General features: G+C 43.5%; 22 protein-coding genes and 1 tRNA gene. 6 read left to right on the forward strand and 17 right to left on the reverse strand.

The window, feature by feature from the left end:
- From FD12_RS10850 to FD12_RS10880, 7 genes are all read right to left on the reverse strand, one after another.
- The coding region (locus FD12_RS10850; RefSeq protein WP_056983149.1) for a cellulose biosynthesis cyclic di-GMP-binding regulatory protein BcsB at nt 1-2,056 on the reverse strand (2,056 nt) is incomplete at its 3' end.
- A 22-nt stretch (nt 2,057-2,078) separates the two neighbouring features.
- Nucleotides 2,079-3,350, reverse strand: coding sequence for a glycosyltransferase family 2 protein (locus FD12_RS10855; RefSeq protein WP_054749047.1), 1,272 nt, complete (start codon nt 3,348-3,350; stop codon nt 2,079-2,081).
- Nucleotides 3,351-3,784: 434 nt separating this feature from the next.
- Nucleotides 3,785-5,338 (reverse strand): hypothetical protein, encoded by a 1,554-nt coding sequence (locus FD12_RS10860; protein WP_056983151.1) that lies wholly within the window; start codon nt 5,336-5,338, stop codon nt 3,785-3,787.
- Nucleotides 5,335-6,822 carry a glycan biosynthesis hexose transferase WsfD gene (wsfD, locus tag FD12_RS10865; protein ID WP_054749045.1) on the reverse strand — a complete coding sequence of 496 codons (1,488 nt, stop codon included), beginning with the start codon at nt 6,820-6,822 and terminating at the stop codon, nt 5,335-5,337. The genes FD12_RS10860 and wsfD overlap by 4 nt, the downstream gene beginning before the upstream one ends.
- A 406-nt stretch (nt 6,823-7,228) precedes the next feature.
- Nucleotides 7,229-7,301: transfer RNA gene (locus FD12_RS10870), tRNA-Arg, on the reverse strand.
- Between the two features lie 49 nt (nt 7,302-7,350).
- A complete protein-coding gene (locus tag FD12_RS10875) occupies nt 7,351-8,646 on the reverse strand; it encodes a DEAD/DEAH box helicase (RefSeq protein ID WP_056983153.1) in 1,296 nt (431 codons plus the stop codon).
- A 16-nt stretch (nt 8,647-8,662) separates the two neighbouring features.
- Entirely contained in the window at nt 8,663-9,664 is a 1,002-nt protein-coding gene (locus FD12_RS10880; protein WP_056983155.1) for a Gfo/Idh/MocA family protein, read from the reverse strand.
- 123 nt (nt 9,665-9,787) lie between these two features.
- On the opposite strand from FD12_RS10880, the gene FD12_RS10885 reads away from it, so the two are divergent.
- Complete coding sequence (locus FD12_RS10885) at nt 9,788-10,135, forward strand: DUF4828 domain-containing protein (protein WP_056983156.1); 348 nt, start codon at nt 9,788-9,790, stop codon at nt 10,133-10,135.
- 68 nt (nt 10,136-10,203) lie between these two features.
- On the opposite strand, the gene FD12_RS10890 is transcribed toward FD12_RS10885, so the two are convergent.
- Nucleotides 10,204-10,962 (reverse strand): GH25 family lysozyme, encoded by a 759-nt coding sequence (locus FD12_RS10890; protein WP_056983158.1) that lies wholly within the window; start codon nt 10,960-10,962, stop codon nt 10,204-10,206.
- A gap of 31 nt (nt 10,963-10,993) precedes the next feature.
- Nucleotides 10,994-11,839 (reverse strand): MurR/RpiR family transcriptional regulator, encoded by an 846-nt coding sequence (locus tag FD12_RS10895; RefSeq protein WP_054747122.1) that lies wholly within the window; start codon nt 11,837-11,839, stop codon nt 10,994-10,996.
- Between the two features lie 309 nt (nt 11,840-12,148).
- On the opposite strand from FD12_RS10895, the gene gntK reads away from it, so the two are divergent.
- The 5 genes from gntK to FD12_RS10920 all read left to right on the forward strand — a co-directional run bounded on the left by gntK (nt 12,149) and on the right by FD12_RS10920 (nt 17,634).
- Complete coding sequence (gene gntK / locus FD12_RS10900; protein ID WP_056983160.1) at nt 12,149-13,711, forward strand: gluconokinase; 1,563 nt, start codon at nt 12,149-12,151, stop codon at nt 13,709-13,711.
- A 54-nt stretch (nt 13,712-13,765) separates the two neighbouring features.
- On the forward strand, nt 13,766-15,127 hold the full coding sequence (locus FD12_RS10905) for a gluconate:H+ symporter (RefSeq protein ID WP_054747124.1): 1,362 nt from the start codon (nt 13,766-13,768) through the stop codon (nt 15,125-15,127).
- A 205-nt stretch (nt 15,128-15,332) separates the two neighbouring features.
- Entirely contained in the window at nt 15,333-15,890 is a 558-nt protein-coding gene (locus tag FD12_RS10910; RefSeq protein WP_054747126.1) for a CHRD domain-containing protein, read from the forward strand.
- Between the two features lie 201 nt (nt 15,891-16,091).
- Nucleotides 16,092-16,697 (forward strand): TMEM175 family protein, encoded by a 606-nt coding sequence (locus tag FD12_RS10915; RefSeq protein WP_056983162.1) that lies wholly within the window; start codon nt 16,092-16,094, stop codon nt 16,695-16,697.
- Between the two features lie 106 nt (nt 16,698-16,803).
- Nucleotides 16,804-17,634 (forward strand): hypothetical protein, encoded by an 831-nt coding sequence (locus FD12_RS10920; RefSeq protein WP_056983164.1) that lies wholly within the window; start codon nt 16,804-16,806, stop codon nt 17,632-17,634.
- 144 nt (nt 17,635-17,778) lie between these two features.
- Here FD12_RS10920 and FD12_RS10925 read toward each other — a convergent pair whose 3' ends face one another.
- From FD12_RS10925 to accB, 8 genes are all read right to left on the reverse strand, one after another.
- Nucleotides 17,779-18,321: a biotin transporter BioY gene (locus tag FD12_RS10925; protein WP_056983167.1), complete on the reverse strand. Its 543-nt coding sequence runs from the start codon at nt 18,319-18,321 to the stop codon at nt 17,779-17,781.
- 73 nt (nt 18,322-18,394) lie between these two features.
- Nucleotides 18,395-19,384, reverse strand: a complete 990-nt coding sequence (locus tag FD12_RS10930; protein WP_056983170.1) for a biotin--[acetyl-CoA-carboxylase] ligase — start codon at nt 19,382-19,384, stop codon at nt 18,395-18,397.
- Between the two features lie 47 nt (nt 19,385-19,431).
- Nucleotides 19,432-20,190 carry an enoyl-ACP reductase FabI gene (gene fabI, locus FD12_RS10935; RefSeq protein WP_054747132.1) on the reverse strand — a complete coding sequence of 253 codons (759 nt, stop codon included), beginning with the start codon at nt 20,188-20,190 and terminating at the stop codon, nt 19,432-19,434.
- Between the two features lie 25 nt (nt 20,191-20,215).
- A complete protein-coding gene (accA, locus tag FD12_RS10940; protein ID WP_054747133.1) occupies nt 20,216-20,986 on the reverse strand; it encodes a carboxyltransferase subunit alpha in 771 nt (256 codons plus the stop codon).
- Nucleotides 20,979-21,821, reverse strand: coding sequence for an acetyl-CoA carboxylase carboxyltransferase subunit beta (locus FD12_RS10945; RefSeq protein ID WP_054747135.1), 843 nt, complete (start codon nt 21,819-21,821; stop codon nt 20,979-20,981). Before FD12_RS10945 ends, accA begins: the two co-directional genes overlap by 8 nt.
- Nucleotides 21,802-23,181: an acetyl-CoA carboxylase biotin carboxylase subunit gene (accC, locus tag FD12_RS10950; RefSeq protein ID WP_056983171.1), complete on the reverse strand. Its 1,380-nt coding sequence runs from the start codon at nt 23,179-23,181 to the stop codon at nt 21,802-21,804. Before accC ends, FD12_RS10945 begins: the two co-directional genes overlap by 20 nt.
- Nucleotides 23,182-23,194: 13 nt before the next feature.
- Entirely contained in the window at nt 23,195-23,611 is a 417-nt protein-coding gene (locus FD12_RS10955; protein ID WP_056983173.1) for a 3-hydroxyacyl-ACP dehydratase FabZ family protein, read from the reverse strand.
- Between the two features lie 4 nt (nt 23,612-23,615).
- On the reverse strand, nt 23,616-24,086 hold the full coding sequence (gene accB, locus FD12_RS10960; protein ID WP_054747137.1) for an acetyl-CoA carboxylase biotin carboxyl carrier protein: 471 nt from the start codon (nt 24,084-24,086) through the stop codon (nt 23,616-23,618).
- Between the last annotated feature and the right edge of the window lies 1 nt (nt 24,087).

Here is a 24,087-nt window from a genome sequence, read left to right on the forward strand (position 1 = left end):
TCCTTTTTTGCAAAAGTATACCAAAACTCAATTTAGATCTCAAACAGTTTCTTAGAAGTGCAACTATTGCAATTCCAATAATGACGAGGAACAACAGGGCAACTGCCAAATAAATCAGAATTCTAGAATTCTGACTGAACCTTTGTTGAACTGTTTTGCCAGGCTCAATTGCCGCCTGTTTTTTAAAGCGATAACTGAAATGATTGTTATCTGGATCGACAAGCAGGCCATCTTGATTGCGGTACATCTGGATATTTTTTTGAAAATCAAGTTGAGTCGAGCCTAAAACTGCCGCCGTCGGAGTGGCGCCAGTAACCACCAATAACGCCCGCCTTTTATTAAATGGCGACCTTAACAGTTGGGCAGTCCCAACGGTCTTCCCGTACTGGTGTTCAATACTCAGTTTTTCATTTGAGACCAAACTTGAGAAGTGATTTCCGAACTGAAAATACAATTGGGGATTCAACGACTTGATGAACGGGTTCTGTTTGGGTGCACCAAAAGCAATTACACTACTCCGTTTTAATTGGTCTCGACTTGGGCGATGACTCACAAACGTCACCTTCCCGGTATTACTTTGGGCATAGTTCCCAATCAGATTAAAGATATTGGATAACGTTTGAAAATCCGGGCCTGTCATCGTTTTTGGCCGGACTACCATCAAGTTATCAAAAGTTTGATTCTTGATGAAGACCCCTGGATAATTACTAAATAGCAAACTATTTTTGGGCTGGGACTTAATAATCGCCTTTGAATTTGAGCTAACCGTTGCCCATGGCGTTTGATTGTTATTGGCTCTTGATTGGTCATCAATATCCAGATCAAAAGCAACGCGAACGGTAAACTCGTTTCCTAACGAATGCCCCGCTGGAAATTTGACCGTTAGCTCATCATCATTTGCATGCTTGGCGGTTAACTTTTTACTACCAATCGGTCTGTTATTAATCAGGACCGTTACCATTGATCGCTTAAAGTTCAAATTCTTGGCATATCGAAAATGAAGTCTTACCTCAGAACCATCAGCATTGTCACGATCTACCGGCAAGCTCACAAAGTACGCTTGCTCCTGGTGATTAGCACCGACAATTTGGCTATCTTGTTTCGTTAATTGAACGCTGCCATCATATTGCAATACTGACGTATATGTCGGCGTATCCTGTGTGATCACCTTGGTGGCTTGGCTGGTTTCCTTCATCAACTCTTGATTGGCAACATATTTGGCTGCTTTCTTCAAGAGAGTGCCATTCTTAGCTGTCACAATTAATAAATGTTTGGTTTTCGTATCATGGGTTTTGATAACGGCCTGATTGGTGACATCACTTTTAGGTACCATTTTTTTGATATTAGCGGGTAAATGGTCGTAAGTTGCGATCACCAGTTGATAGGCAGCCTTTTTTGCCTGTGAATCATTAAAGGTTGTGACAGGAATTTGGTCGGTTTCAGTCGTAATAACGCGTGATTGCCCACAAAGTGCATACATCCCAGCAGCCAATTCATTATTTGTCGGCTGACTAGATGTTGTAATCACCGCATCACGGTTCACAATTGTATCCGCACCGGTAAAGTGGTCATAAAAGGACTTGACCGATTTCGTTGGTGGCACCAACTGATATTTGAAATTGACATTCGCATTTTTATAAATTGTCAGCCAATTAGCCGGTGTTTGAGCGAGTTGGTAATTTTTGTGACCACCCTTATTTAAGATCTGGCCGCTCACCTCAATGTTGTTCTCTCCACTCAGTAAACGAGTTGGAATGTTAATTTTCTTGGTTTGGATTCCCGAAACCCGTTTGGGCCGAAAGGAATAAAATTTAACGTTGTTTACAGAAACTGTGATGTCTGAAATCTGTTTATCACTGAGTTGAGAAACTTGAAAGTTTAAGTTCAACGTTGCCCGTTTAACATCCCAATACCCCATTTTCACAAAATACATGTTTGTTTGAACTGCATTTCCAGAAAGGGTCACTGTTTGATTTTGAAAAGGTTGGGTATAGGTTTGATCCTTGGCAAACGCTGCTTTACCAGAAACAAAAAAGATCCCTAGAGTTAATAACATTAACCCAGCCCAAATGACGATTTTATTTATAGCGAACGGTTTTATACCATTTCGCTTGTTTATGAAAGATTTGTTCACGAATATACCCCACCATTCCGTATGCTGCCACAGCCAGCCACATTTGACTATATACAAGATACATAATCATTATCAACAATAAATTTGATCCAGTCATCTCACCCTTCTCAGTTGTGATCGCCGTAAATGTACTAATCACAAACAACACAACCGCAAAGGCCCAGACAACGTTACTGAAGCCCTGCAATTCTGAATGAGCATATCCAGCCACTGATAGAACAAACACAGTATCTGAGAGGATTAACGATGTCATCAATAAAAAATAAATCGATGCAAAATACAATAAATCAAATCGAATTTTTCGCGCCCTTTTTGAAAAAAGTAAATGCATATTCTTTAAAATGACATAAATATTGCCCTTCACCCAGCGCGTTCGCTGATGAAACCAAACACTCAAAGTTTGGGGTTCTTGCTCCCAGGTCACCGCTGCGGGCTGAAACTCGATGCGATAGCCCATTTGATAAATCCGAAAACTAATTTCAGTATCCTCAGCCAATGCTTTGACATCCCAACCGCCAACCTTCTCAAGGAGGGATCTGCGGATAACATAATTGGTTCCCGGGATCGTACACAATTTAAACAGTTGCCGGCGTCCTGCCTGGGCCATCCACTGAAAAGCCAACGTTTCAATATTGATAAATCTCGTCAGAATCGTGGCATTCTTATTTCGGGTCCTAAACTTACCAATTACAGCACCAACCTGCTCATCCTGCAGCAATTCCGCCACTAACGTTGAAAGAGCATCTTTTTCAGGCGTGTTGTCAGCATCATAAACTGAAATCACGGTTCCTTTTGCAGCTCGCAAGCCAATGTTTAAAGCATTTGATTTACCCTTACCACCCGTTTTCTGGTCCGTGTTAATGACGACCAATTGACGGTCAGCATACAAATCCTGGAGTCCTTTTAACAATTCAGCGGAATTATCGCTTGAGTTGTCGTTGATCACAATAACTTCATACCGTGATTTGGGATAGTCAAAATCAAGCAAGGCCTGAACCGTCTTAACGATCACGACACCCTCATTGTGAGCGGGCACCATGATTGAAACAAATGGTGGTTCATCTGGTAATTGGGGCCTTTTGGTATGTGCCCATTTTAAATAATATGTATAGCCGGCTATCGTGAGTACGAGGTTAATGATCAAAATACCCCAAATGGAAATGATCGCGACTAACAAAAATGCATCCAGAATCGAAATGATGATCCCCTCTTTCATTGAATGTGCCAATTGTCCAAATATTGATCTTATGCTCCGAAAGCTAATCGCTTGCTTTCGCACTCTGGTTGAAATGTGCTCAATCAAGCAGCGACTTCCATATAAGCACCTACTGGAAAAATTCCAAGAGCGGGAATTCTCCCAGTAGGAGACTTATATTCCAGTCCCTAACCGCTTGCTTTCGCACTCTGGTTGAAACATGCTCCTCCAAGCAACAATCTGCATGTAAGCACCTACTGGAAAAATTCTAAAACCGGGAATTTTCTCCAAAGAAGACTTACATTCCGATTGCTAACCGCTTGGATTCGCACTCTGGTTGAAATGTGCTCAATCAAGCAGCTTTCTGCTCATAAGCGCCTTCATCAAAAATCCAAACCCGGGATTTTCGTTGAAGGCCACTTACGCTTCGAAAGCTAATCGCTTGCTTTCGCACTCTATCTTTTGAACATTCCCACATAAATTTTTCTGCCAATCACAATAAAAACCAGCAGGACGACCAAAATCGCGCTAAATAAAATCAATAACACATGTGACTGAAATTTGAAAAAGTGGTTTAAGGATCCGGTCACCGTTTCGGGAGTTGTCTCCTCGGGCTGACGGCTTCCGGCCTTGCCCACATCAACTGGACTGCCATTCAGAAAGTAGGTTCCCTTTCGATAATGATAATTGGCGGAACCAAATTTAACTTGCGCGTCCAATTGAGTTGCCGGGTTTAGCCACCGGAAGGGCAGTCGGTCAACTTTTCTTTCCAAATCCCGTAAACCGACTTGGGTGGTTGGCATTCCAAAGGTCACCGCAGTTGGCATGGCGAAAGTCATCTTTTGTCGTTGGCGGATTGTGAGCAAGTTATCCCCTGTCAAACCATAGTAACTTTGCTTAAACACCTGGGAATTTCTTGTTGAGGTCACCTGATGTTGCCGTTGAGAGTTTGGCAACAGCACAACCTGATCAGCAGTTTTTAACCCTTGACGCTGATACAGCTGATTCTGGTTCCAAAAGCCGTCGGTACTGATTCCCACGGGAAATACATGATTTTGACCCAGACTGGTCAATTCTGTAATCATCAGCTGATTAAGCTGCCGCTGATCCGTTTGATAAGCTGTTACAGCTGGTGTCTTTAAGAAGACAATCCCATTTCTGGTCTCGATATTTCTGAGGACCTTGGTAAACCGTTTAAATGCCGCCAAGTCTGTATTGGCACCAACACTGGTTGTACTAATTGCAAATGGTATTCCGCGGTCAAAGAAGTCGCGGCTCAGGTGGTTAAGCAATTTTAGGTTTGAATATGGCGTGACATTTGTGATCGTCAATAAAGGTTGCTGCTTGTCTAGCTGCTGTTGAAACAATTTGCCAATCAATTGAGAAGCCACCTGTAATGCCAGGCCATTGACCGAATAAAACGGCAGGTACCCAGATTTGTGGTGAATGATCCCAGCTGCAAATTGACGCTGCTGAACTTCTTGAGTTGTCAATTTTCCAAATTGTTGAATCTTGGTTGACTTGCCGGGTTTAAAAACCGTCAGGGTATCACTCAATGGCAGTAACTGAGAATGACCGTGCGCGTCACTCAAGATGAGCTGTTGATGGCGCAGAGTTTCAGCAGCACCCCCAATTTGGTCAGCCTCTGCTTTGGTCAAATTGCCGCCGATATGCAGCTTAATGCCAGAAAATTGGTGCCGATCGTGTTGAAACTGACGATTATTAACAGGGTTTTGCGCCCAATTGACCATCGTAATGACGCCACTATACTTTCCGTTTCGGAGCATTCCAGAACGGTACTGAGATTCAGCGATCGTTCGAACACTCAATTGATGACTCGTCAAAAGCCGTTGTAGGGAATCGATTTTTCGGTATCCGTGATCAGCCGAATTCTGTGAATCATAAACGAGTAATACCCGATTAGTCGCCGCAGCAGCGGGCAAAAATTCTATAAAGGCTAACCCAATCAAGGCCAGGAGAACCACAAGTAGTTGTCTTAAAAGTTTCATTTTGCCGTCTTCTCCCCTGGATGATCCGATTTGGCGGGCATTCCCCACAAACGATGATTCATCCAATCAGCAATCAAAAGGATCCATGCCAAGCTCAGACTGACCGCAACCGGAAACATATTTCTCGAAAGATTATATGTACCATACGAAACGATATCAATGATTGGCAACAAAATCACGACAGTTGATAGTCCCAATACCAAGAAGAACTTGAGAACTCCTTCGATGTTGCGGTGCCGAAAACTATTCACCATTCCGATTGTATAAACCACCAACAAAGCAGCCATTACCAGCAGATTAAAGGCACATTTTCTCGGATAAAAACTTTGCATTAACAAACTATACCCTGAAAAATATTGGGTTTTTGCTCTCGGCAACTTTCCTGCAGCCGCATCATAGTTACCAACCGATTGAATTCGAATTTGCATCACATTTTTGGCCGCATCATCCAATAGCCGCAAAAACTGGGAAAAATGATTAAAATAGTATCCGGTTATCCAAGCCGCATTAAGCTTATTGATCAGGTGTCGATGAACATATTTTGAATCCGGCAGAATGGCTGAGTAAGTGTTGGGATAATAATCGTTATCCTTCATTAACGCATACTGTGAATCAATCCCCCCAGCTGTCACTTTTAAAGACGGCTCAGTCGTTTGCAAGACACCATGGGTAAAAGCTTGATATCGATTCAAAGACTGATATCGCGTCGCCACTGTCTGATGGACAAAGGCTCCCATCCCGATCAAAGCCAACATACCAATCACAACATATACTTGGGCTAAACGTCCTTTGAAAACAAACAACAACCCACAAGCCATGATTAAAAGCCCCAAAGTTAAGGGGACATTATGGTAATCAACCGCAATTAACAACAATGAAGCCGCAAAAAAAGCAATCGTCGTTAACCGATGATGCTTCACTAATTTACGGGTAATCAATAAAAATAAACCGGAGCAATAAAGCATTAAAATGTACGTTCCGGCTTCGGGATAAAAGGAATTAAACGGGATGGTAAAGGCGGTGTCTGCAAATACAAAAACAATAATTAATGCAAGCACATAATTGCGGACATTACGATGAGATGCCGTTAGCCCCCGGGTTAAGAGATAAATTGCTCCTAAGAAAAATACATAGTAAACAACCCCCAGGAAACGGATATCGAAAACACGGGAGCTGGCGAATACTTTGTTAAGCGCAATGGCGGCTTTAACAAATAAAAACTGAGATGAATAAATTGGAACCGCATTCTCATTGTAGAATTGCATGATCCCAAATTTTTCGATCACATAGTTAAAATAGACTGAACCATGGGTGCTCAACCGATAAAGGCCGTTTTGTGAAAGCACCTGTAAAAAGTCCCCATTATCCGCAAGCCCGTTGACAGGAGGAACGAACAACAAATAACCAACGATGACTGCACACAAAATTGTGGCAAGCAACGCTGGCGAAATGAACTTTATTAATCTTTTTATACCAGAAATCAAAAATTTCTACCTACTCAACTTTTATAATGATCGATTTAGATAACTAAAATGATATGATAACACCCAGTTAATAATAATTATAGACATAACTGTTAAATTAGCAAGTCGAATAATCAGCTCAAATCCACTGCCAACAGCGTGTTTGAATGCAGCAAAATGTCACAGAATGCCGTCCTCCAAGGATTTATGGTAACTAAAAGTAAGGGGTTAGTCATCAACCAATTCTCTAATGGTGACGACCGTTTTATTTACTGATGCACCTAAACTGAGAGCTACGACAACTGCTGCCCTCAACCATTCAACGACAAAGGACAACCATTCCAACCTCAAGAATGCTTGTCCTTTGTCGTTAAATTCTGGATTTAATTTTTTAATTCCAGTTTGCTACTTTTTTGTCACCTACTGATGACCCCACCCGGACTCGAACCGGGATCAACCGCTTAGGAGGCGGGTGCCCTATCCAGTTGTGCTATGGGGCCAAAACAACACCACTTAATTTTCTCATTTTAAGCGGGTTGTGTAAAGGCATTATTTTTCAGTGCGCTTATGGTGCATCCCTTTTCGTTTGGAGTGCTTGTGCTTCTTCTTGCCCGAATGCGATTTAATCGACTGATTGCCTTTATTTTGACCGTTCTTTCTCGAGTTTGATTTCGAAGCATGAACATCAGCCCTTTCTGAAGACCCATTTTGTTCTTCAGCAAGTTTGACTGGATCTTTTGGTCTAGTCGCCGATAATTGATTACCGTCAAAGTAGATGTTGGTCAATTCATAACCGTCAGCTCGAACCAGCTTCTTCAAATCACGCAGGTCATGATCATCACCCATGTTAATAACCAAACCGGCTTCGTGCATCCGGCCAGTTCGCCCCACCCGGTGAATGTAAGTCTTCGGGTCTTTGGGGAGATCAAAATTAACAACCGCTGGCAATTTAGGAATATCAATCCCTCGGGCAGCAACATCCGTCGTCAAGAGTAATCGAACCCGTCCGAGGCGAAAATCCTTGAGCGCCTTTTGTCTGCTGGTTTGTCGCTGCTCAGACGTCAACTCCGCTGCCTCTTTGATATGTCGATGAGATAAAAAACCACCGACTTTTTTTAAAGTGTCCATTTTATCAAAGAAGACCAACGCCTTGAAGTCCTTCATATGCAAAAAGCGCAGGAGCATCTGTTCCTTCTTGTGATTTGATACTTCCAACAGGGTATGATTTACTTCACCTCTGGTATCGTCAATATCAGACACATCAAACGTTTCAATCTCTTGAACAAACCAACGATTGAGATGATCCAGCAAGTCACTCTTGGTAGCCGAGAAAAAGCCAAGTGACACCGTCTGTGGTGACAAATCCACCAGTGAGCGAATGGAATCTAACGTATCCTCACTCAATAAATTGTCAGCTTCATCAATCACAATCGCTTTTAGTGAGTCCAGTTTCAGCTTACCGAGGTCAATTAGATTCATGATTCGTCCAGTGGTCCCAACGATGACGTTTGGATGAGTTTTCAGCTTATCCATCTGTCGTTTAATATTGGCACCACCGACAATTCCTTCGACATTTAAGCCGATCAATTTTCCCCAGTCGCTTAAGACTTGCTGGGTTTGCATGGCCAGTTCAGCAGACGGTTCCACCACCAACAATGACAAACCATCTTCTGGGCGAATATTTTCCAACAATGGAACGGCAAAGGCAACCGTCTTTCCTGATCCAGTGGGTGCCAGTCCCAGGACACTTTTACCATCTTTTAATGGTTGATAAACCGCCTTCTGGATTGCTGTCTGCTCCTTGTATCCTAATTGTTGTGCGTGTTCTTCAAACTCTTTTATCAAAGTTTTTCTCCGTTCATTATGCTTCTTCACCAACAAAATACAGGTGCGCATCTTGTCGCAGATTAAACATTAGTTTATTCACATACATGCTCAGTTGGCGCCAATTCTCATAATCTTCGTGGTTCTGTTTGGCCGTTGGATCATTGATCACTCGGGCAAAGTCCTCAGCCTCTGGCAGCATTGGATTCTCATCGATTGTATTGGCGATCACCTGCTTGTTATTGTCTTCATCGACATAGGTGACTGATCTTAGTTCACCGGCATCGTCAATTGAAATCAAATCTTTAAGGCCATATATTTCAGACGTCATATGAGAATTTGAAACCTTAGAGAAATTGAGGGTGACGCTGTATTCAGGATAAGACAGGATTGCCGTTCCCTTACCGTCAACCCCGGTTCGGATTAGTTGGGGAAAATAGGCCACTTCCTGCGGCATCCCAAACAGAGCAACCGCATCATATACTGTATAAACGCCAAGGTCCTGCAAGGCACCACCGGCATATTTCAATGAAAAGACATTTGGCTCTTTTCCGGCCAAAACTTGATCATAACGAGATGAGTATTTTGAATACGTAAACTCCGCTCCCTGAACGGTGTCCAAATCGGCGAGTTGTGCTTCAATGGCATGAAAATTCGGTGTGTGGATATTTCGAGCCGCTTCAAAATACAACACATCTGGATGATCGGCCAACATCTCTTGAATTTGCGCCATTTGTTTCTGATTCGTAAATGCCGGTTTTTCAACGATCACATTTTTGCCATGCAAAATCGCAAGCTTGGCCTGTTCAAAATGCAGACTATTTGGCGAAGCAATGTAGACTGTATCAAAAACGCCATCATCAAAGAAGGCATTTAAGTCCGTAAAGATTTCTGTCGCGCCATTTTTGCCTGCAAATGTTTTTGCCGTATCCTCATGACGTGAATAAACGCTGGTTAGATCATATGATTTGGACAGCTTCACAGCCTCAACAAACTGCTGGGTAATCCAATTAGTTCCAATCGTTCCTAATTTAATCATCTTATCCACCCTTTCTTAATTAGATTGTAACAAGGTTTTAATACAATGAAAACGAATTTCAGCAGGTCTGTTATATTAATCAGTTATAATCTGAGATGAATACAAGCTAGGGGATGGTTTACCATGCGAAAAAGAAGCATTTTTTTATTTTTAATTTCACTGGGGTTTGGGCTGTTTCACACACCAAAAGCTTCAAAAAAAGAATTGCCAGCCGTCGACCCACGTTTCTTTGTGGGCAGCTGGTTCTTTAAAGATCGCAGAAATCGGGAGCATGAAATTGTCATTGATCCAGATTTAAAATTGACAATTGATGGTCAGAATATGTCCGCAAAGGTTTCATCGATGACGAAGTATGAACTGTCATACATTGACAAATTTGGCTATAAACTGGAAATTCGGGGGAATGAAGCCAGGCCAGTCAAATTCTATGATGAATCAGAAAACTTTACGTACGATTTAACAAACGGTTAAACAAAATTAAAGATATCGAGTTGGCAACCTTAGGATGACCTGGGTTGCTTTTTTGCTCTCTACGTAGGCTAATTCAGATACCGATGCCACTTCCCTTTTCCACCGTTAAACACGGACATTGGGAGGAAGACAATTTGCCTATCCATTTTAAAATCTTGCTTCTGATTGACTTGAATAAAGGTGGCATCCCCATTTGGTTTCCCTATTTGGGCATCTGTGGGCCAAAATTGACGTTTGCCAGTCGCTTGAACGTGAAGATGGTCAATGATACTTCGGGTCGCCGAAATCACGATTGGGCGCTTATAGTAGGCTCTCAGACGATCGCTCAAATCGGCCACATCTTTTCGAACTGTTTTCCATTGGAGACTGTTTTCACCATAAGTGCCGTAATATTGAATCGCAATACAAATTGGTAAACTCCCGGTATTATCCTGAACAGCACGGACAAAGTTTTTGAATTGCGCCGTTGGTGAGCTACTAAAGCTGAAATAGTGGTAGACTCCCACCGGTAGCTGGGAGCCCTGACTGCGCTCGAAGTTACTCTGAAAACTGTCATCGGTAAACGTTGCGCCCTGGGTAGCCTTCAAATAAACAAAGCTGATCCCATCACTTTTCAAACTCTCAAAATCAATATAGCCATTGGTTTGGTTGATGGTTACCCCACGAATTGGGTACTTCTCCAGTTCGTGTTTTTCATGTGAACGGACAACAAAAAAGCCCAGAGCAATCACAACCACTAATAGAAAAATGCCGAACAAAACCTTCCTTGTCGCCTTACGTCTTCGGTATGTTTCTGCATATATTGGTTGAATATCTCTACGCTTCATAAAATAGTCATCTCAGTTAACACAGCGAAACTTAGCTGCGAGTACTTTCAATAATATTTTGAACATTTTGAATAGTATCTTCGGTCGCTGGCCCCATTCGAACAGTTGCCATCATAAACAGTGAATCGATAATCGTCATCTGGGCGATCAGCGAGTACATCCCCTCGGACCGGTAATTAGACTCATCACTGGATGACACGAAAGTAATGTCGCTGTGGTTGGCGAGCGGGGAATCCTGATAACCGGTAATCCCAATTACAGGTACTTTGCGCTGCTTAAGGGTTTCAGCAATCTTCAATGTTTGCCGGTTCTTGCCGGAATGCGACACAACGATGCCACAGTCATCTTCACCCAATTTTACTGCTTGCATGAGTTGGACGTCAAAGTCTGGATAGTAAAAGCAGTCAATTGAGGTACGCAGGAACTTATGATAACCATCAAGGGCGATCACAGATGACCCACCAAGTCCAAATAAGCCAAGGCGCCGACAGTGGATGATCCTCAATACGGCGCGGGCAAAATCATTTTCATCAATTCCATTGCGGGTATCGCGGATGGCCCGCTGTGAACTGGTAAAAATCTTGTCAGCGATGGTTGACAGCGAGTCGTTCGCATCAATATCCTTAAAAATTGGTAGGTTCTGGGGCCGCAGCTGTGTGTAGGCCAACGATAACGTAAACTCACGGAAGTTCCCATACCCTAATGTTTTAACCAGACGAGAAACCGAAGCTGTCGACGTTTCAGTCTTCGCTGCTAAGTCCTCAATATTTGCCTCAGAGGCTGCCTGCGGATTGTCGATCACATACCGGGCAATTTTCTTGTTTGTCCGACTTAAATCCTCAAATGATTGTTTTAATAATTGAACTGGCGAGCTCATTTTGATCACCTTTCGTTTCTAGCTGTTCAGCTGATAAATCCATAGTTTTTCTATTGTAAATATTTTACATCAAAATAGTTGCGTTGTGAAATTGATTTCCATATAATAACTTGGTGGCGTTTACACCCGCCTGAAAATTAACAGACACTTTATTTGAAGTATAGCAGTGAAAATGCTAAGTTTAGTGCGAGGTGGTGCTGGTTTCAGAACCCATCATTTATAAATACAATGATGACTCCGCTATTATTCTATATTAATCCAGCACAATAACCAACTGCTTTATTTCATAATCGAAAGGAAGTTATTCATATGGATTATACACTAGGTGTCGATATTGGAACAACCAGTGTCAAAACCGTTTTGTACGATATCCACGGCAAAGTTCACGGCTACTCAAACGATGGCTATCCCCTTTATCAGGATACGCCTGACATGGCCGAAGAAGACCCCGAAGAAATTTTTTCCGCGATGTCGGATGGGATTACCGAAATCCTGCGGAAAGCGAATTTAAAGAAAGGAGAATTGAAAGGGGTTGCTTTTTCTTGTGCAATGCATAGCCTGATTCTTTTGGACGAAGACCACAAACCCCTCACCCGAGCAATTACTTGGGGAGACAACCGAGCAGTTAAGTACGCTGATGAGTTGAAGCACAGTCCTGAAGGGATGGAAATTTACCAACATACCGGAACCCCAATTCATCCAATGACGCCACTCACCAAGTTGATTTGGCTTCGGAATGATCATCCGGATCTTTTCAAAAAAGCCCGTTGGTTCGTCGGAATTAAAGAGTACATTCTCTACAAATTATTTGGGGTGTTAAAGGAAGATTATTCCATCGCTAACGCCACTGGAATGTTCAATATTTATAACTTGGACTGGGACGACCAAGCGCTCAAGATTGCCGGCGTCACCCGGGATCAACTGCCTGAGCTTGTCGATACAACTTACCAGCTAACCGGCATGCACGAGGAATATGCCAAGGTGTTGGGAATTGACATCAAGACCCCATTTATCATTGGGGCTTCCGATGGCCCACTGGCTAACCTTGGTGTGAACGCCATTCAGCCAGGAGTTGTTGCCGTTACGATCGGGACTTCAGGCGCTGTTCGAGTTGTCACCGACAAGCCAAAAACGGATCCAAAGGCCCGGGTATTCTGTTATTACTTAGCCAAGAATATGTGGGTTGTCGGCGGACCGGTTAATAACGGTGGTGTCGTCTTCCGTTGGGTCCGTGATCAACTCTGTGCCCCAGAAAAAGTCACTGCCGAACAAATGCACATTGATCCATATGATTTATTAACAGAAATTGCCGCTAAGATTCCTGCCGGCTCCGATGGACTCTTGTTCTTCCCATTCTTGGGCGGTGAACGGGCTCCTATCTGGGATGCCAATGCCCGCGGTTCATTCTTTGGCCTGAATCGGACGCATACCCGGGCTCACATGATTCGAGCCGTCTTGGAAGGCATTGTCTACAACTTGTACACGGTCATGTTGGCCTTGGAAGAAGTCGTTGGCCGGCCGAAGAGCATTCAAGCAAGTGGCGGTTTCGCCCGTTCTGCCCTTTGGCGCCAAATGTTAACTGACATTTTTGAACAAGATGTTGCCATTCCAGAAAGTTTTGAAAGCACGGCCTTAGGAGCCGCAACACTTGGAATGTATAGCTTAGGCTTAATTGATAGTTTGAGCGACGTTTCAAACTTTGTTGGTACCACCGTTGTCCATCACCCAGAACCAAAGAACTTCAATGCTTATCGGGAATTGATTCCAATTTATATTCGATTAAGCCGCTCCTTGGAACCTGAATACAAGCATATTGCAGATTATCAGCGCCGCCATGAGCACGAAGACACTGATGCCAACAAAGAGGGATAGTTGGTAAGTAATGAGGCCAGTCACTTCAAGTGGTGATAGAAAAGGGGAAAAGTTATGTTACTTAAATTACTTGCTCTGTTAATCGGGATCATTATTTTACTGGTCTTGATTATCAAGTTCAAAATTAATACCTTCGTTTCATTGATTCTAACAGCTGTCATTACAGCTGTGATGTTGGGAATGCCACTCGGAACAGTTGCTGATTCGGTATCAAATGGTATCGGCAGCCAACTTGGTGAATTGTCAATGGTCTTTGGGTTTGGTGCTATGCTTGGTCGCCTGGTATCAGATTCCGGTGGTGCCTATATGATCGCCGAAACCTTGATTAAACGATTTGGTAAAGCCCGGCTGCAAGTTGCCGTGATGATTGCGTCATTCATTCTTGGGATTGCCTTGTTCTTCGAAGTCGGGATGGTTTTACTGGTTCCAATCGTCTTCGCAATTGCCGTTGAAGCCGGTGTGCCAATCCTTTATTTAGGAATTCCAATGGCAGCTGCTTTGTCAGTTACCCACGGCTTCTTGCCACCTCACCCAGCACCAGTTGCCATTGCGCAAGTTTTGGGTGCCAATGATGGTAAAGTTCTGTTGTTTGGATTCTTCATTGCCATTGTTGCCGCATATATTGCTGGTCCGCTGTTCTCAAAGATCGCCAGAAAATATGCGCCAGCTGCCTTTGAACGTAAAGGTAACCTTTCTTCAATTGGTGAAGTTAAAGAGTTTACCCCGGAAGAATCACCTTCGTTTGGCCTTTCCGTTTTAACCGCCTTATTCCCAGTTATTTTGCTAGCTATTTCTACAATTTATAAAATGACGGTTAACGGTGGTGTCGATCCAAAGAATCCGAGCTTATTGGATTCGATCATTGCCTTCATTGGCTCACCAAGTATCGCAATGTTAATTTCATTATTCTTTGCAATGTATACCATGGGTTGGGCTCGGAAACGAACGACAGCCCAAATCATGGAGTCCTTGGAAAATGCCGTCAAATCAATTGCCATGCTGCTCTTGGTTATTGGTGGTGGTGGAGCCTTCAAACAAGTTCTGATTGACGGTGGTGTTGGTAAAGCCGTTGCCCAATTGTTCTTAGGCTCATCTATCTCGCCATTAATCTTAGGCTGGCTAGTTGCCGTCGTGCTCCGGATTGCCTTAGGATCCGCCACAGTTGCTTCATTAACTGCCGCAGGAATTGTTGCCCCATTGATGGCTCAAGCAGGCGTTGACCCAGCATTGATGGTTCTCGCAATTGGTGCCGGTTCCCTTGCCGCATCACATGTTAACGATGCCGGCTTCTGGATGTTCAGAGAATATTTCGATTTGACAATCAAGCAAACCTTACAGACATGGACGGTACTTGAATCCGTGATTTCTGTTGTTGGTATTGTGATGGTTATGGGATTGAATTTGTTGTTCCATTAATTTAAAAGTGCAGAGACCAACGAGTTTCCGTGCCTGAAAGACCCTTCGTTTGAAATCCCGATTCTGGGTGTTAAACGAAGGGCCTTTCTTCACCGCAAACCAAAAATATCAATTCTGAACACTCCCCGACTTATCAATTGTCCACAGCCTATTTCGGTGCTATATTGAACCTGGATCATCAAACTATCTAAGGAGCGTGGTTATAATGGCAAAACAGTATCAAGCAAAGATCACTGCACTGAACGGCGACAAAATTGGGACTAACCCAACTGGTGAGGCCACTTTTACGGTCGACGATGATACATTAACGGTTGAAATCACAATGGATCATACGTCACCTAATACCCAGCATTGGATGCATTTTCATGGGTTCCCGGACGGCAAGGATGCGCAACCGGCCACGATTGCCCAAGATACTAATCACGATGGCTATGTTGACCTGCCAGAAACCGAACCAGTTTCGGGAACAACCATGGTGCCATTTAACGATCAGCCTGAAAAGATGGCAATTCCAACGGATACTTACCCAACCTCGGACGCAAACGGCCATTTCCACTACAAGAAGGAAGTGCCGCTAAAGGAAATTAGTGATAAATTTAATGAAGTTTTCCACGATCATGACTTGCAGTTAGACAAACGGGTCATTTACATTCATGGTGTGCCTGATTCAATGATCCTACCTGACACAATTCAAGGGGCTGTCGGTCAATATGATCAACACACGACTTTGCCAATTGCGACAGGCAAAATTGAAGCAGTTTAGGTAAAGACGATATTGTTTCCATACATTTTAACGACTCGACGTAGTGGAGACTTTTCAAGGGCCGGGACAAAACGAACCGTTTTGCCTCGACCCTTTCGCATTTCCAATATCAACTTCCCAATTAGACCATCACTATCAACCACCTGATTGATTCTGGTGTAAAATAATGATCATAACCGAATCATCTTAGGGGGAATTCTTATGTTTCACTACTCAAAATCACGCTTAGTTGGTATTTCTGATGGAATCTTTGCTGTAGTCCTGACCATCATGGTCTTGGATATCAAATCACCGATCAACGAATCAGTCGGACCAATGACTGAACTGCTTAAACATTTGGTCATCTATTTTACCAGCTTCGGGATTGTCTCTCAGTATTGGGTTTATCATCAAGAGTTGCTCAGTGGGATTAAGAAGGCAACCCCAATGTTGACCATTACGAACATCTACTACCTGTGTTTCATCAGCTTAACGCCATTTGCAACATCGTGGCTCAACGACAGCTTCCTCAGCCGTGACAGCGCCATCGCCTATTCTGTGTTAATCATTTTAGTGAACTTTACGCAGTCCTTGATGTTTAGAGAAGTTGCCAACCTTGCTGAAAAAACCAGTACTGAGGTAACCGCCCACGATCGTGAAGAAATCCGTTCCGCTCAAATTATGCTTGGCGTTAGCATTGTTTATCTCGGTTTTGCTTACTTTTTGCCGAAGTATTTGTTAATCGTCATCATCATGGGGCTTTTATTGCGAACAACGGTTACCCAAATTGCGCGTTTGATCAATAGAGTTCCGAGAATTCACCATTAAATTGACGCCGTGAAATTTATGGTCCCTGCCGATAGATTTTTCAACTTATCCATTCTTGACAAAGTGCTATCCTGTTCTCAATCATTCACCAATTGGAGGCCTCAACATGCGGAAAACCCTCTCAATCATCGGCATTTACCTGCTGAGTTTCATCTATTTTGTCATGATTTTATTTTTGAGCCATTTGACAAATACATATGCTTTAAGAACCACAATCACACCCCTTGATCTCATTAATAGTTTAACTGGGTTGCTCTTTTTTCCGGTTTCATTAATTTGGTTTCGAGCCCTTATCCGGAATACTCGAGACAACCCTGGGGCCACAAGCGAGAGCACTTTGAATCGTGGGGTGGATAGTTCTGCCTATTTTTTAGCGGTTCAGACCAGTAATGCAACAGTGCTTATCCCGGGTGGCTATGATTCGATTATATTTAAGGTCCTATTACTTTTCTGTATTGACTTGATATTGTATATCTTTTCTCTGCCGTTATTAATTTTGATGATCCTTTCAAAAATATTTAACTGGCACTTATTTGAAACCATCATTTTAGCGGTCGAAAGCCATCGTTACCGCAGTGAGATGAAACCTTCCAAGCTTATTTCCCCAGTCGATCTGCAGAAACTAACTGCCCTGATCCAGGAATCTCAGTTCAAATTGATTTTTATTGGCAGCCCTCGCGATCGATTGAGTCGCCTCATTGTTCCTAAATTAAAATACGCGCTGAAATTAAATTCGATGCAGGTTTATTATTTCGATTTTGCTGATGCTGACCCGGATGACTACCAATCCCTTTTTAACCGGCTTGGTATCACCACCTTGCCCAGTCTGATGATAACAAATGGTGATGGCAGCGTGACTTCTATTGATCTGGATCATCTCGAAAAAGCGATTCAATTTTGGAGTCAAAAAAGCACCAGTGAAATTCAACCTCGTTAACAATCAAGCGACTTCTCAATTACCTTGAAATTCCGAATAATGCCACTTTAAAAGTCGTCCGTTACTAGATAAGGTTCATCATCTGAAATTTTCGAATTTCGGATGATGAACCTTATTTGTTGGACACTAACAATTTTACTATTCTTATAAACGAGTGGTTTCTTTATTCCAAATCCGCATTCTTTCTGCCACCAAATAAACGGCCACTGCTTTCAACGTATCCGCCGGAATAAATGCCAAATTTGACACGAGTGACCCAATCAATGAAATCGGGCTGACCAGCCATAACCAGACTGAGCCGATAACATCGACCAATAAGACGCCAGCGAACCAGATAATGCTTAATCGACTCCAACGACGGTTAATAAATGGCCTGGAAAGACCATAGCCGATCATGAGTGGCGTTAATAACCACCCGAGCAAGTAGCCGCCGGTTGGTCCGGCAAAAACTGCAGGCCCTGCCTGACCACCGCTAAGCACTGGGAAACCAATCAACGCCAGCAAGAGGAACCCGAGAATCGCCAGGGTTCCTTTTTTCGGCCCTAAAATCACGGCTGCTAACATGATCCCCAAATTCTGCATCACAATTGGGACCGGAATGAAACCAAGTGGTAACGGTGGGATCATCCCCAAAATAATAATGGTTGCGGTAATCAGTGCCGTTTGAACAATTTCTCTGATTTTCATCTAAACGCTCCTATGAGTTGTTAACGGTTAAGTGAAACCCAATCCAAGTTAACCATAAATGTAATGAATCAACTCAGCCAGTATAACCATTCTCTGGTAAATAAACTTTCGTCACTTCACCACTAGAAATCGTCAGCTGCCCTGAATCAGTGTTCATCACCAACGCCCCTTCATTATCGAAATGATCAGCAATGCCTAGATAGACCCGGCTGCCCATTTCGACCCGAATCTTTCGACCTAGGATATCTGACAATCGCGCATATTCCGGCAAAAAATTGCCGGTTTGGTAAGTTTGATACATGTAAAAGAAATTGTCGATAATCTTGGCCACAATCTTGTTCCGGTCAATTTGGCTGTGGGCAACAATTGCCCCGGCTTTGTGTTTAATCGGATCGGGAAAGTCATCTGAATCAATGTTGAGACCAATCCCCACGATCACATTTTCATGAGAGCCGTCCTCAAGACTGGCAGTTGTCTCAGTCAAAATCCCACCACATTTTTTGTCGTGAGCAAGAATATCATTGACCCATTTCACGCGAAAATCGACTTGTGGGAAAAAGGATTGAAGTGAACGTACCACACAGACGGCTGTGCCAGTTGTGATTAACCCGGAATGCAACGTTTGGCGAGTTTGAATCGGAATCAGTAAGCTCATATAGATACCGGTCTTAGCTGGCGAATAAAATCGCCGGCCCAAGCGCCCACGCCCTTTCGTCTGGGTATCCGTCACGAAAATCTGGGGTTTGTACACTGTTTTTTCAGTGCCGTACTGCTTAGCGTAATCATTGGTTGATGTCAGCTGAGCAAACACGTGCGTTCTGACCGGGTAAGTTGTCACTCGATAATGATCGATCACTTGAGCATCAAAACATTTTGACTTCTGATAGCTATATCCCAAGCCCTTCTTCGTCTCAATCAGGTGACCCTTTTGCTTAAGTTTTTGAATGTTATTATAAACGGCCGGCCGACTGATGTTGAAGCGCCGCGCAAGTTCATTTCCGGAAATATAACGGTTATCCAGTTCCAATAATGCTCGTAAAATCTGTGATTGATGATCCGCCATTTTATTACCTCATTTTCCTCACCGGCGTTGACAAATGCCCATCCCGATTAAATCAGATGAACGCCCTTATCAACATACACCACATCACCGGTCATGCCAGTTGACAAGTCACTCATCAAAAAGGCAGCGACGTTGCCAATTTCATCAGTTGTGACACTCTTTTGATCAACTGTCCGTGATTCGGATTCTTTTAATAACTCGCCATGATGTTTAATCCCAGTAACTGCCAATGTCTTAACGGCCCCAGCAGAAATTGCGTTCACTCGAATACCAGTCGCACCTAAATCTGATGCCAAGTAACGGACGTTAGCTTCCAAAGCGGCCTTGGCAACGCCCATCATATTGTAATTAGGGATTGCGCGAGTGGAACCAAAGTAGGTCAGCGTCAAGATGCTGGCTGGGTTATTCAGCACTGGTTGAGCATATCTGGCGACTGCGATCAGTGAGTAAGCACTGATATTTTGGGCTAAATCATACCCATCTTTCGTGGTATTAACCAGTCCAGAAGTCAATGTATCCTTGTCGGCATAAGCAATGGCATGAATGACGCCGTCAATTTTACCATAGAGGTTACCAATTTCAGCGAACGCCTTTTCAATGTTTTCATCTTCTGAAACGTCACATTCAAGTAAGTCCAGGTTTTCGGGGACAAAGCGCTCCAGACTCTTCTTGATCCGATCATTTTGATACGTCAGGACAACTTTTGCGCCCTGGTCCATAATTGCCTGAGTACATCCCCAAGCAATGCTTCGCTTATTCGCAACCCCCATGATTACGATTGTTTTACCATCTAAAAAGCCACTCATGATTGGGCCTCCATTTTATTTTTAATTAATAATTTCTAAACCGTCGTTGTCTCTGTTCAATTAATTCGCTCATTGGCAAATTCTCAAGTTCGGTAAACTGTTGGTCCAAGAAGTCGCGCAAATCACTTAAATCATCACCAGGTTTATATTCATGAATAATTTGATTAATAATACCATCTTTAAGTAAACTCTCTGGGGTTAATCCAAGTTCTTCGGCAGCCTGTTGCACCTTTGATGAATCTTTCCACATAATACTTGCATAACCTTCGGGCGAGAGAACGGAATAAATACTGTCCTCAAACATCAACACCCGATCACCACATGCCAAGGCGAGAGCTCCCCCGCTCCCACCTTCGCCAACAATGATACTGATATAAGGCACCTTGAGCTGCATCCCCTGAATGATACATTGGGCAACTGCTGAACCCTGACCATGATATTCGGATTCCACATCCGGCCAAGCGCCCGGTGTATTAACCAGCGCCAAAATGGGCCGGTGAAATTTTTCGGCTTGCTTCATTAAGCGCAGTGCTTTGCGATAACCTTGTGGCGTCGGACTGCCAAAATGACGGTCAATATTCTCGTCAGTATCAGCGCCCTTTTGAATACCCACAACCGTGATTGGCCGGTTATTCAATAAACCAACTCCACCAATCAACGCGTGATCATCCGCCTCTAATCGATCGCCATGAAGCTCAAAGAAGTCAGTTGTCAAGCCATGAATCAGCTCTGCAGTCGAAATTTTATCTTTTCTACGAGCACCTTGAACTCGTTGATAGGCCGTTTTATTAACCATATGCATTCTCCTTTGTATGTAAGCGGAGGAGTTGGGTCAATGTTTTCTTCATATCGGACCGTTTCACAATCTGATCAATGAAGCCATGTTTCATGACGGTTTCAGCACTTTGAAAATCTTTGGGGGGTGTTTGCATGATTGTTTGTTCGATTACACGACGACCGGCAAATCCCACTAAAGCATGTGGTTCAGCCAAAATGATGTCACCATCCATTGCAAAACTGGCAGTCACCCCACCAGTCGTCGGATCGCAAAGAACCACGATGTACAATAGCCCAGCCGCACTATGTTCCGCAACCGCACTGGAAACCTTTGCCATTTGCATTAAGGAGTGTAGGCCTTCCTGCATCCGAGCCCCACCTGAAGAAGTGAACATGACCACCGGCAAATCCTTTCGGGTGGCCAATTCAAACAACCGGGTAATCTTTTCACCGGTTGCACTCCCCAGACTACCCATGATCCAAAATGGATCCATAATGCCAACAGCAACCTGTTGCTTATTCAGCGACCCAATTCCAGTCAGCACACTTTCGTTAAGGCCCGTTACTTTCTTGGCTTTGGCAATCTTAGCTCGATACTTCTCATCAGTGTAACGATCAGGGACGGTGACATTTTGATCAATTTCAGTGAACTTATCAAATGTGATCTTGACACGCCGTTTGGCCAAAATCCGAAAACCATACCCACATTTTGGACACGTATGGTCACGGCCCAACCTCATCGATAAAAACTTAGCATGACAAATTGGGCATTCCCGCAGTACATGGTCGGGAATGGCATCCATTCGTTTGACTAATTCGTCATGACTGGGCATTTTAAACCGACTCTGCAACATGGAATCCCTCCTTGTTCGTTAAAACCTGATTTTCGATAAAGCTGGTTGAATACTGGCCCGAATTAAATTCAGTAGTGTTAATCAAATACTTTAAGAAGGTTTGATTTGTCACCACGCCATTGATCTCGAGTTCCCCTAGAATTCGATTCATCTTGGCAATTACGGTATTCCGATCATTCAAATGAACAATCACTTTAGCAATCATTGAATCATAAAATGGTGAAATAAAGCTTCCCTGGGCAACCCCGGAATCAATTCGAACCCCGAGTGACCCAGCCGGAAAGAACAAATGATTAATCCGACCTGGTCGGGGAGCAAAGTTATGACTAGGATCTTCGGCGTTGAGACGACACTCAAGGGCATGTCCCTTTACGGCTGCATCCGCTTGGGTAAATGGCAACTCTTGCCCATCAGCAACCATCAGCTGAGCTTTAACCAATTCGATACCGGTCACTTCTTCAGTAATCGTGTGCTCAACTTGAAGCCTGGTATTCATTTCCATAAAGTAAAAGTGGTGGTCTTCATCCATCAAAAATTCATAAGTCCCTGTATTGGTATAGCCTAACTTTAGAGTCGCATTGGCAACAATTTCGCCCAATTTTTTTCGTTCAGTCGGCGAAATCAGGACACAGGGACTTTCTTCGATCACCTTTTGGTGGTTCCGCTGAAGGGAACAATCCCGTTCTGGCAGATAGACCACGTCGTTAAATTCATCGGCAATGACTTGCATTTCGACGTGTTTGGCATTTCGAATCAATTTTTCAACATAAATATCATCGTCATTGTACGATACTCGAGCTTCTTGTTGAGTCTGCTCGAAGGCACTGCGAAGGTCTTCTGGCCGATCAACCTCACGAATTCCCTTACCACCGCCACCTGCAGCTGATTTCAGTAAGACTGGGAAGCCAATTTTTTCGGCAACCGTTTCTGCTTGGTTAGTTGTTTTCACAACTCCCTGGCTACCAGGAATCACCGGCACGCCAGCTTTTTCCATGGCTTCTCTGGCATTTGACTTATCACCCATCAGCGAAATCAATTCGTGACTTGGGCCGATGAACTTGATATGACAGGTTTCGCAGAGTTCCGCAAATTCGGCGTTCTCTGACAAGAATCCATAGCCGGGATGAATTGCTTCACACCCCGTCAGGTTGGCAGCACTAATGATTTGAGCCATATTTAAATACGACTCGCTCGGCTGCGGACCACCAATACAGATTGCCTCATCAGCTAAGTGAACGAACAAACTGTCTTTATCAGCACTAGAATAGACCGCTACCGCTGTGATGCCCATATCGTGCAGTGCCCGAATAATTTGGACGGCAATTTCACCACGATTAGCCACTAATACTTTTTTAAACATCTGCTCACCTCCGTCATTCAACTGCAAAAATTAAATCAGCTTCACAAATTGACTCGCCATCACGATGAATCGTCCCGTGACCCAAGCCAATATTCCGTTTCAATTTTTTCATAACAACTTCAAATTCCAACTTGTCGCCGGGGTGAAAGTCATCTTGAAAAGTAGCATTTTTGATTCCACCGAATAAGACATTCTTCCCTTTATTTTCAGGAATCGACAAAATCGCCGCAACCCCAGTTTGGGCCATTGCTTCGATCATAATTGGACGTGGCACTGCTAATCGACTACTCGTTTGGTTGGCAAAGAACCACTCATTAATCGAAATCAGCTTAATGGCTGATGCTGAAACTCCTGGTTGAACATCAATAAACTTATCAATCATTTCAAAGGGATAACGCTGTGGAATGACATCATTTACTGCTGGCTTCATTTAATTACCCCTTCGTAACTTGAAAAATCGGCTGGTCGTACTCGACCATGCTGCCATCTTCAACTAAAATATTAGAAATTGTTCCAGTGACGTCGCTCTTGACTTCGTTGATCATCTTCATGGCTTCAATCACACAAACAACCTCACCTTTTTCAACGTGGTCACCCTGCTTTTTATAAACCGGTTTATCCGGACTTGGCGCAAAGTAAACGACGCCGACCAACGGTGCCTTAATTTCGGCAACATTGTCTTTAACTGGCTGTTGCGGTTCACCAGCAGGCTGAGAACTGGCATCGGTAGATTTTGGTGCTTCACTGACCGGCGTTTTAGCACCAGCCGGCTGCTGGACAACAACTTGGTCATTCTGCTCACGTTTACTCAACTTTAATTTGAAGTCATCCTGAGTCAATTCGAAGTCCTTCAGTGAGGATTGATCAAATTTCTCAAGCAAGCGTTCAATTTCTTTCTCGTTCATT

The organism is Lentilactobacillus rapi DSM 19907 = JCM 15042, assembly GCF_001436255.1.
GTDB lineage: Bacteria > Bacillota > Bacilli > Lactobacillales > Lactobacillaceae > Lentilactobacillus > Lentilactobacillus rapi.

Excerpts from the sequence above, each read along its gene's own strand:
- FD12_RS10855 (WP_054749047.1), bottom strand. The coding sequence starts at position 3,350 with ATGAAAGAGGGGATCATCATTTCGATTCTGGATGCATTTTTGTTAGTC.
- FD12_RS10860 (WP_056983151.1), bottom strand. The coding sequence starts at position 5,338 with ATGAAACTTTTAAGACAACTACTTGTGGTTCTCCTGGCCTTGATTGGG.
- FD12_RS10880 (WP_056983155.1), bottom strand. The coding sequence starts at position 9,664 with ATGATTAAATTAGGAACGATTGGAACTAATTGGATTACCCAGCAGTTT.
- FD12_RS10885 (WP_056983156.1), top strand. The coding sequence starts at position 9,788 with ATGCGAAAAAGAAGCATTTTTTTATTTTTAATTTCACTGGGGTTTGGG.
- FD12_RS10890 (WP_056983158.1), bottom strand. The coding sequence starts at position 10,962 with ATGAAGCGTAGAGATATTCAACCAATATATGCAGAAACATACCGAAGA.
- FD12_RS10895 (WP_054747122.1), bottom strand. The coding sequence starts at position 11,839 with ATGAGCTCGCCAGTTCAATTATTAAAACAATCATTTGAGGATTTAAGT.
- gntK (WP_056983160.1), top strand. The coding sequence starts at position 12,149 with ATGGATTATACACTAGGTGTCGATATTGGAACAACCAGTGTCAAAACC.
- FD12_RS10905 (WP_054747124.1), top strand. The coding sequence starts at position 13,766 with ATGTTACTTAAATTACTTGCTCTGTTAATCGGGATCATTATTTTACTG.
- FD12_RS10910 (WP_054747126.1), top strand. The coding sequence starts at position 15,333 with ATGGCAAAACAGTATCAAGCAAAGATCACTGCACTGAACGGCGACAAA.
- FD12_RS10915 (WP_056983162.1), top strand. The coding sequence starts at position 16,092 with ATGTTTCACTACTCAAAATCACGCTTAGTTGGTATTTCTGATGGAATC.
- FD12_RS10920 (WP_056983164.1), top strand. The coding sequence starts at position 16,804 with ATGCGGAAAACCCTCTCAATCATCGGCATTTACCTGCTGAGTTTCATC.
- FD12_RS10925 (WP_056983167.1), bottom strand. The coding sequence starts at position 18,321 with ATGAAAATCAGAGAAATTGTTCAAACGGCACTGATTACCGCAACCATT.
- FD12_RS10930 (WP_056983170.1), bottom strand. The coding sequence starts at position 19,384 with ATGGCGGATCATCAATCACAGATTTTACGAGCATTATTGGAACTGGAT.
- fabI (WP_054747132.1), bottom strand. The coding sequence starts at position 20,190 with ATGAGTGGCTTTTTAGATGGTAAAACAATCGTAATCATGGGGGTTGCG.
- accA (WP_054747133.1), bottom strand. The coding sequence starts at position 20,986 with ATGGTTAATAAAACGGCCTATCAACGAGTTCAAGGTGCTCGTAGAAAA.
- FD12_RS10945 (WP_054747135.1), bottom strand. The coding sequence starts at position 21,821 with ATGTTGCAGAGTCGGTTTAAAATGCCCAGTCATGACGAATTAGTCAAA.
- accC (WP_056983171.1), bottom strand. The coding sequence starts at position 23,181 with ATGTTTAAAAAAGTATTAGTGGCTAATCGTGGTGAAATTGCCGTCCAA.
- FD12_RS10955 (WP_056983173.1), bottom strand. The coding sequence starts at position 23,611 with ATGAAGCCAGCAGTAAATGATGTCATTCCACAGCGTTATCCCTTTGAA.
- accB (WP_054747137.1), bottom strand. The coding sequence starts at position 24,086 with ATGAACGAGAAAGAAATTGAACGCTTGCTTGAGAAATTTGATCAATCC.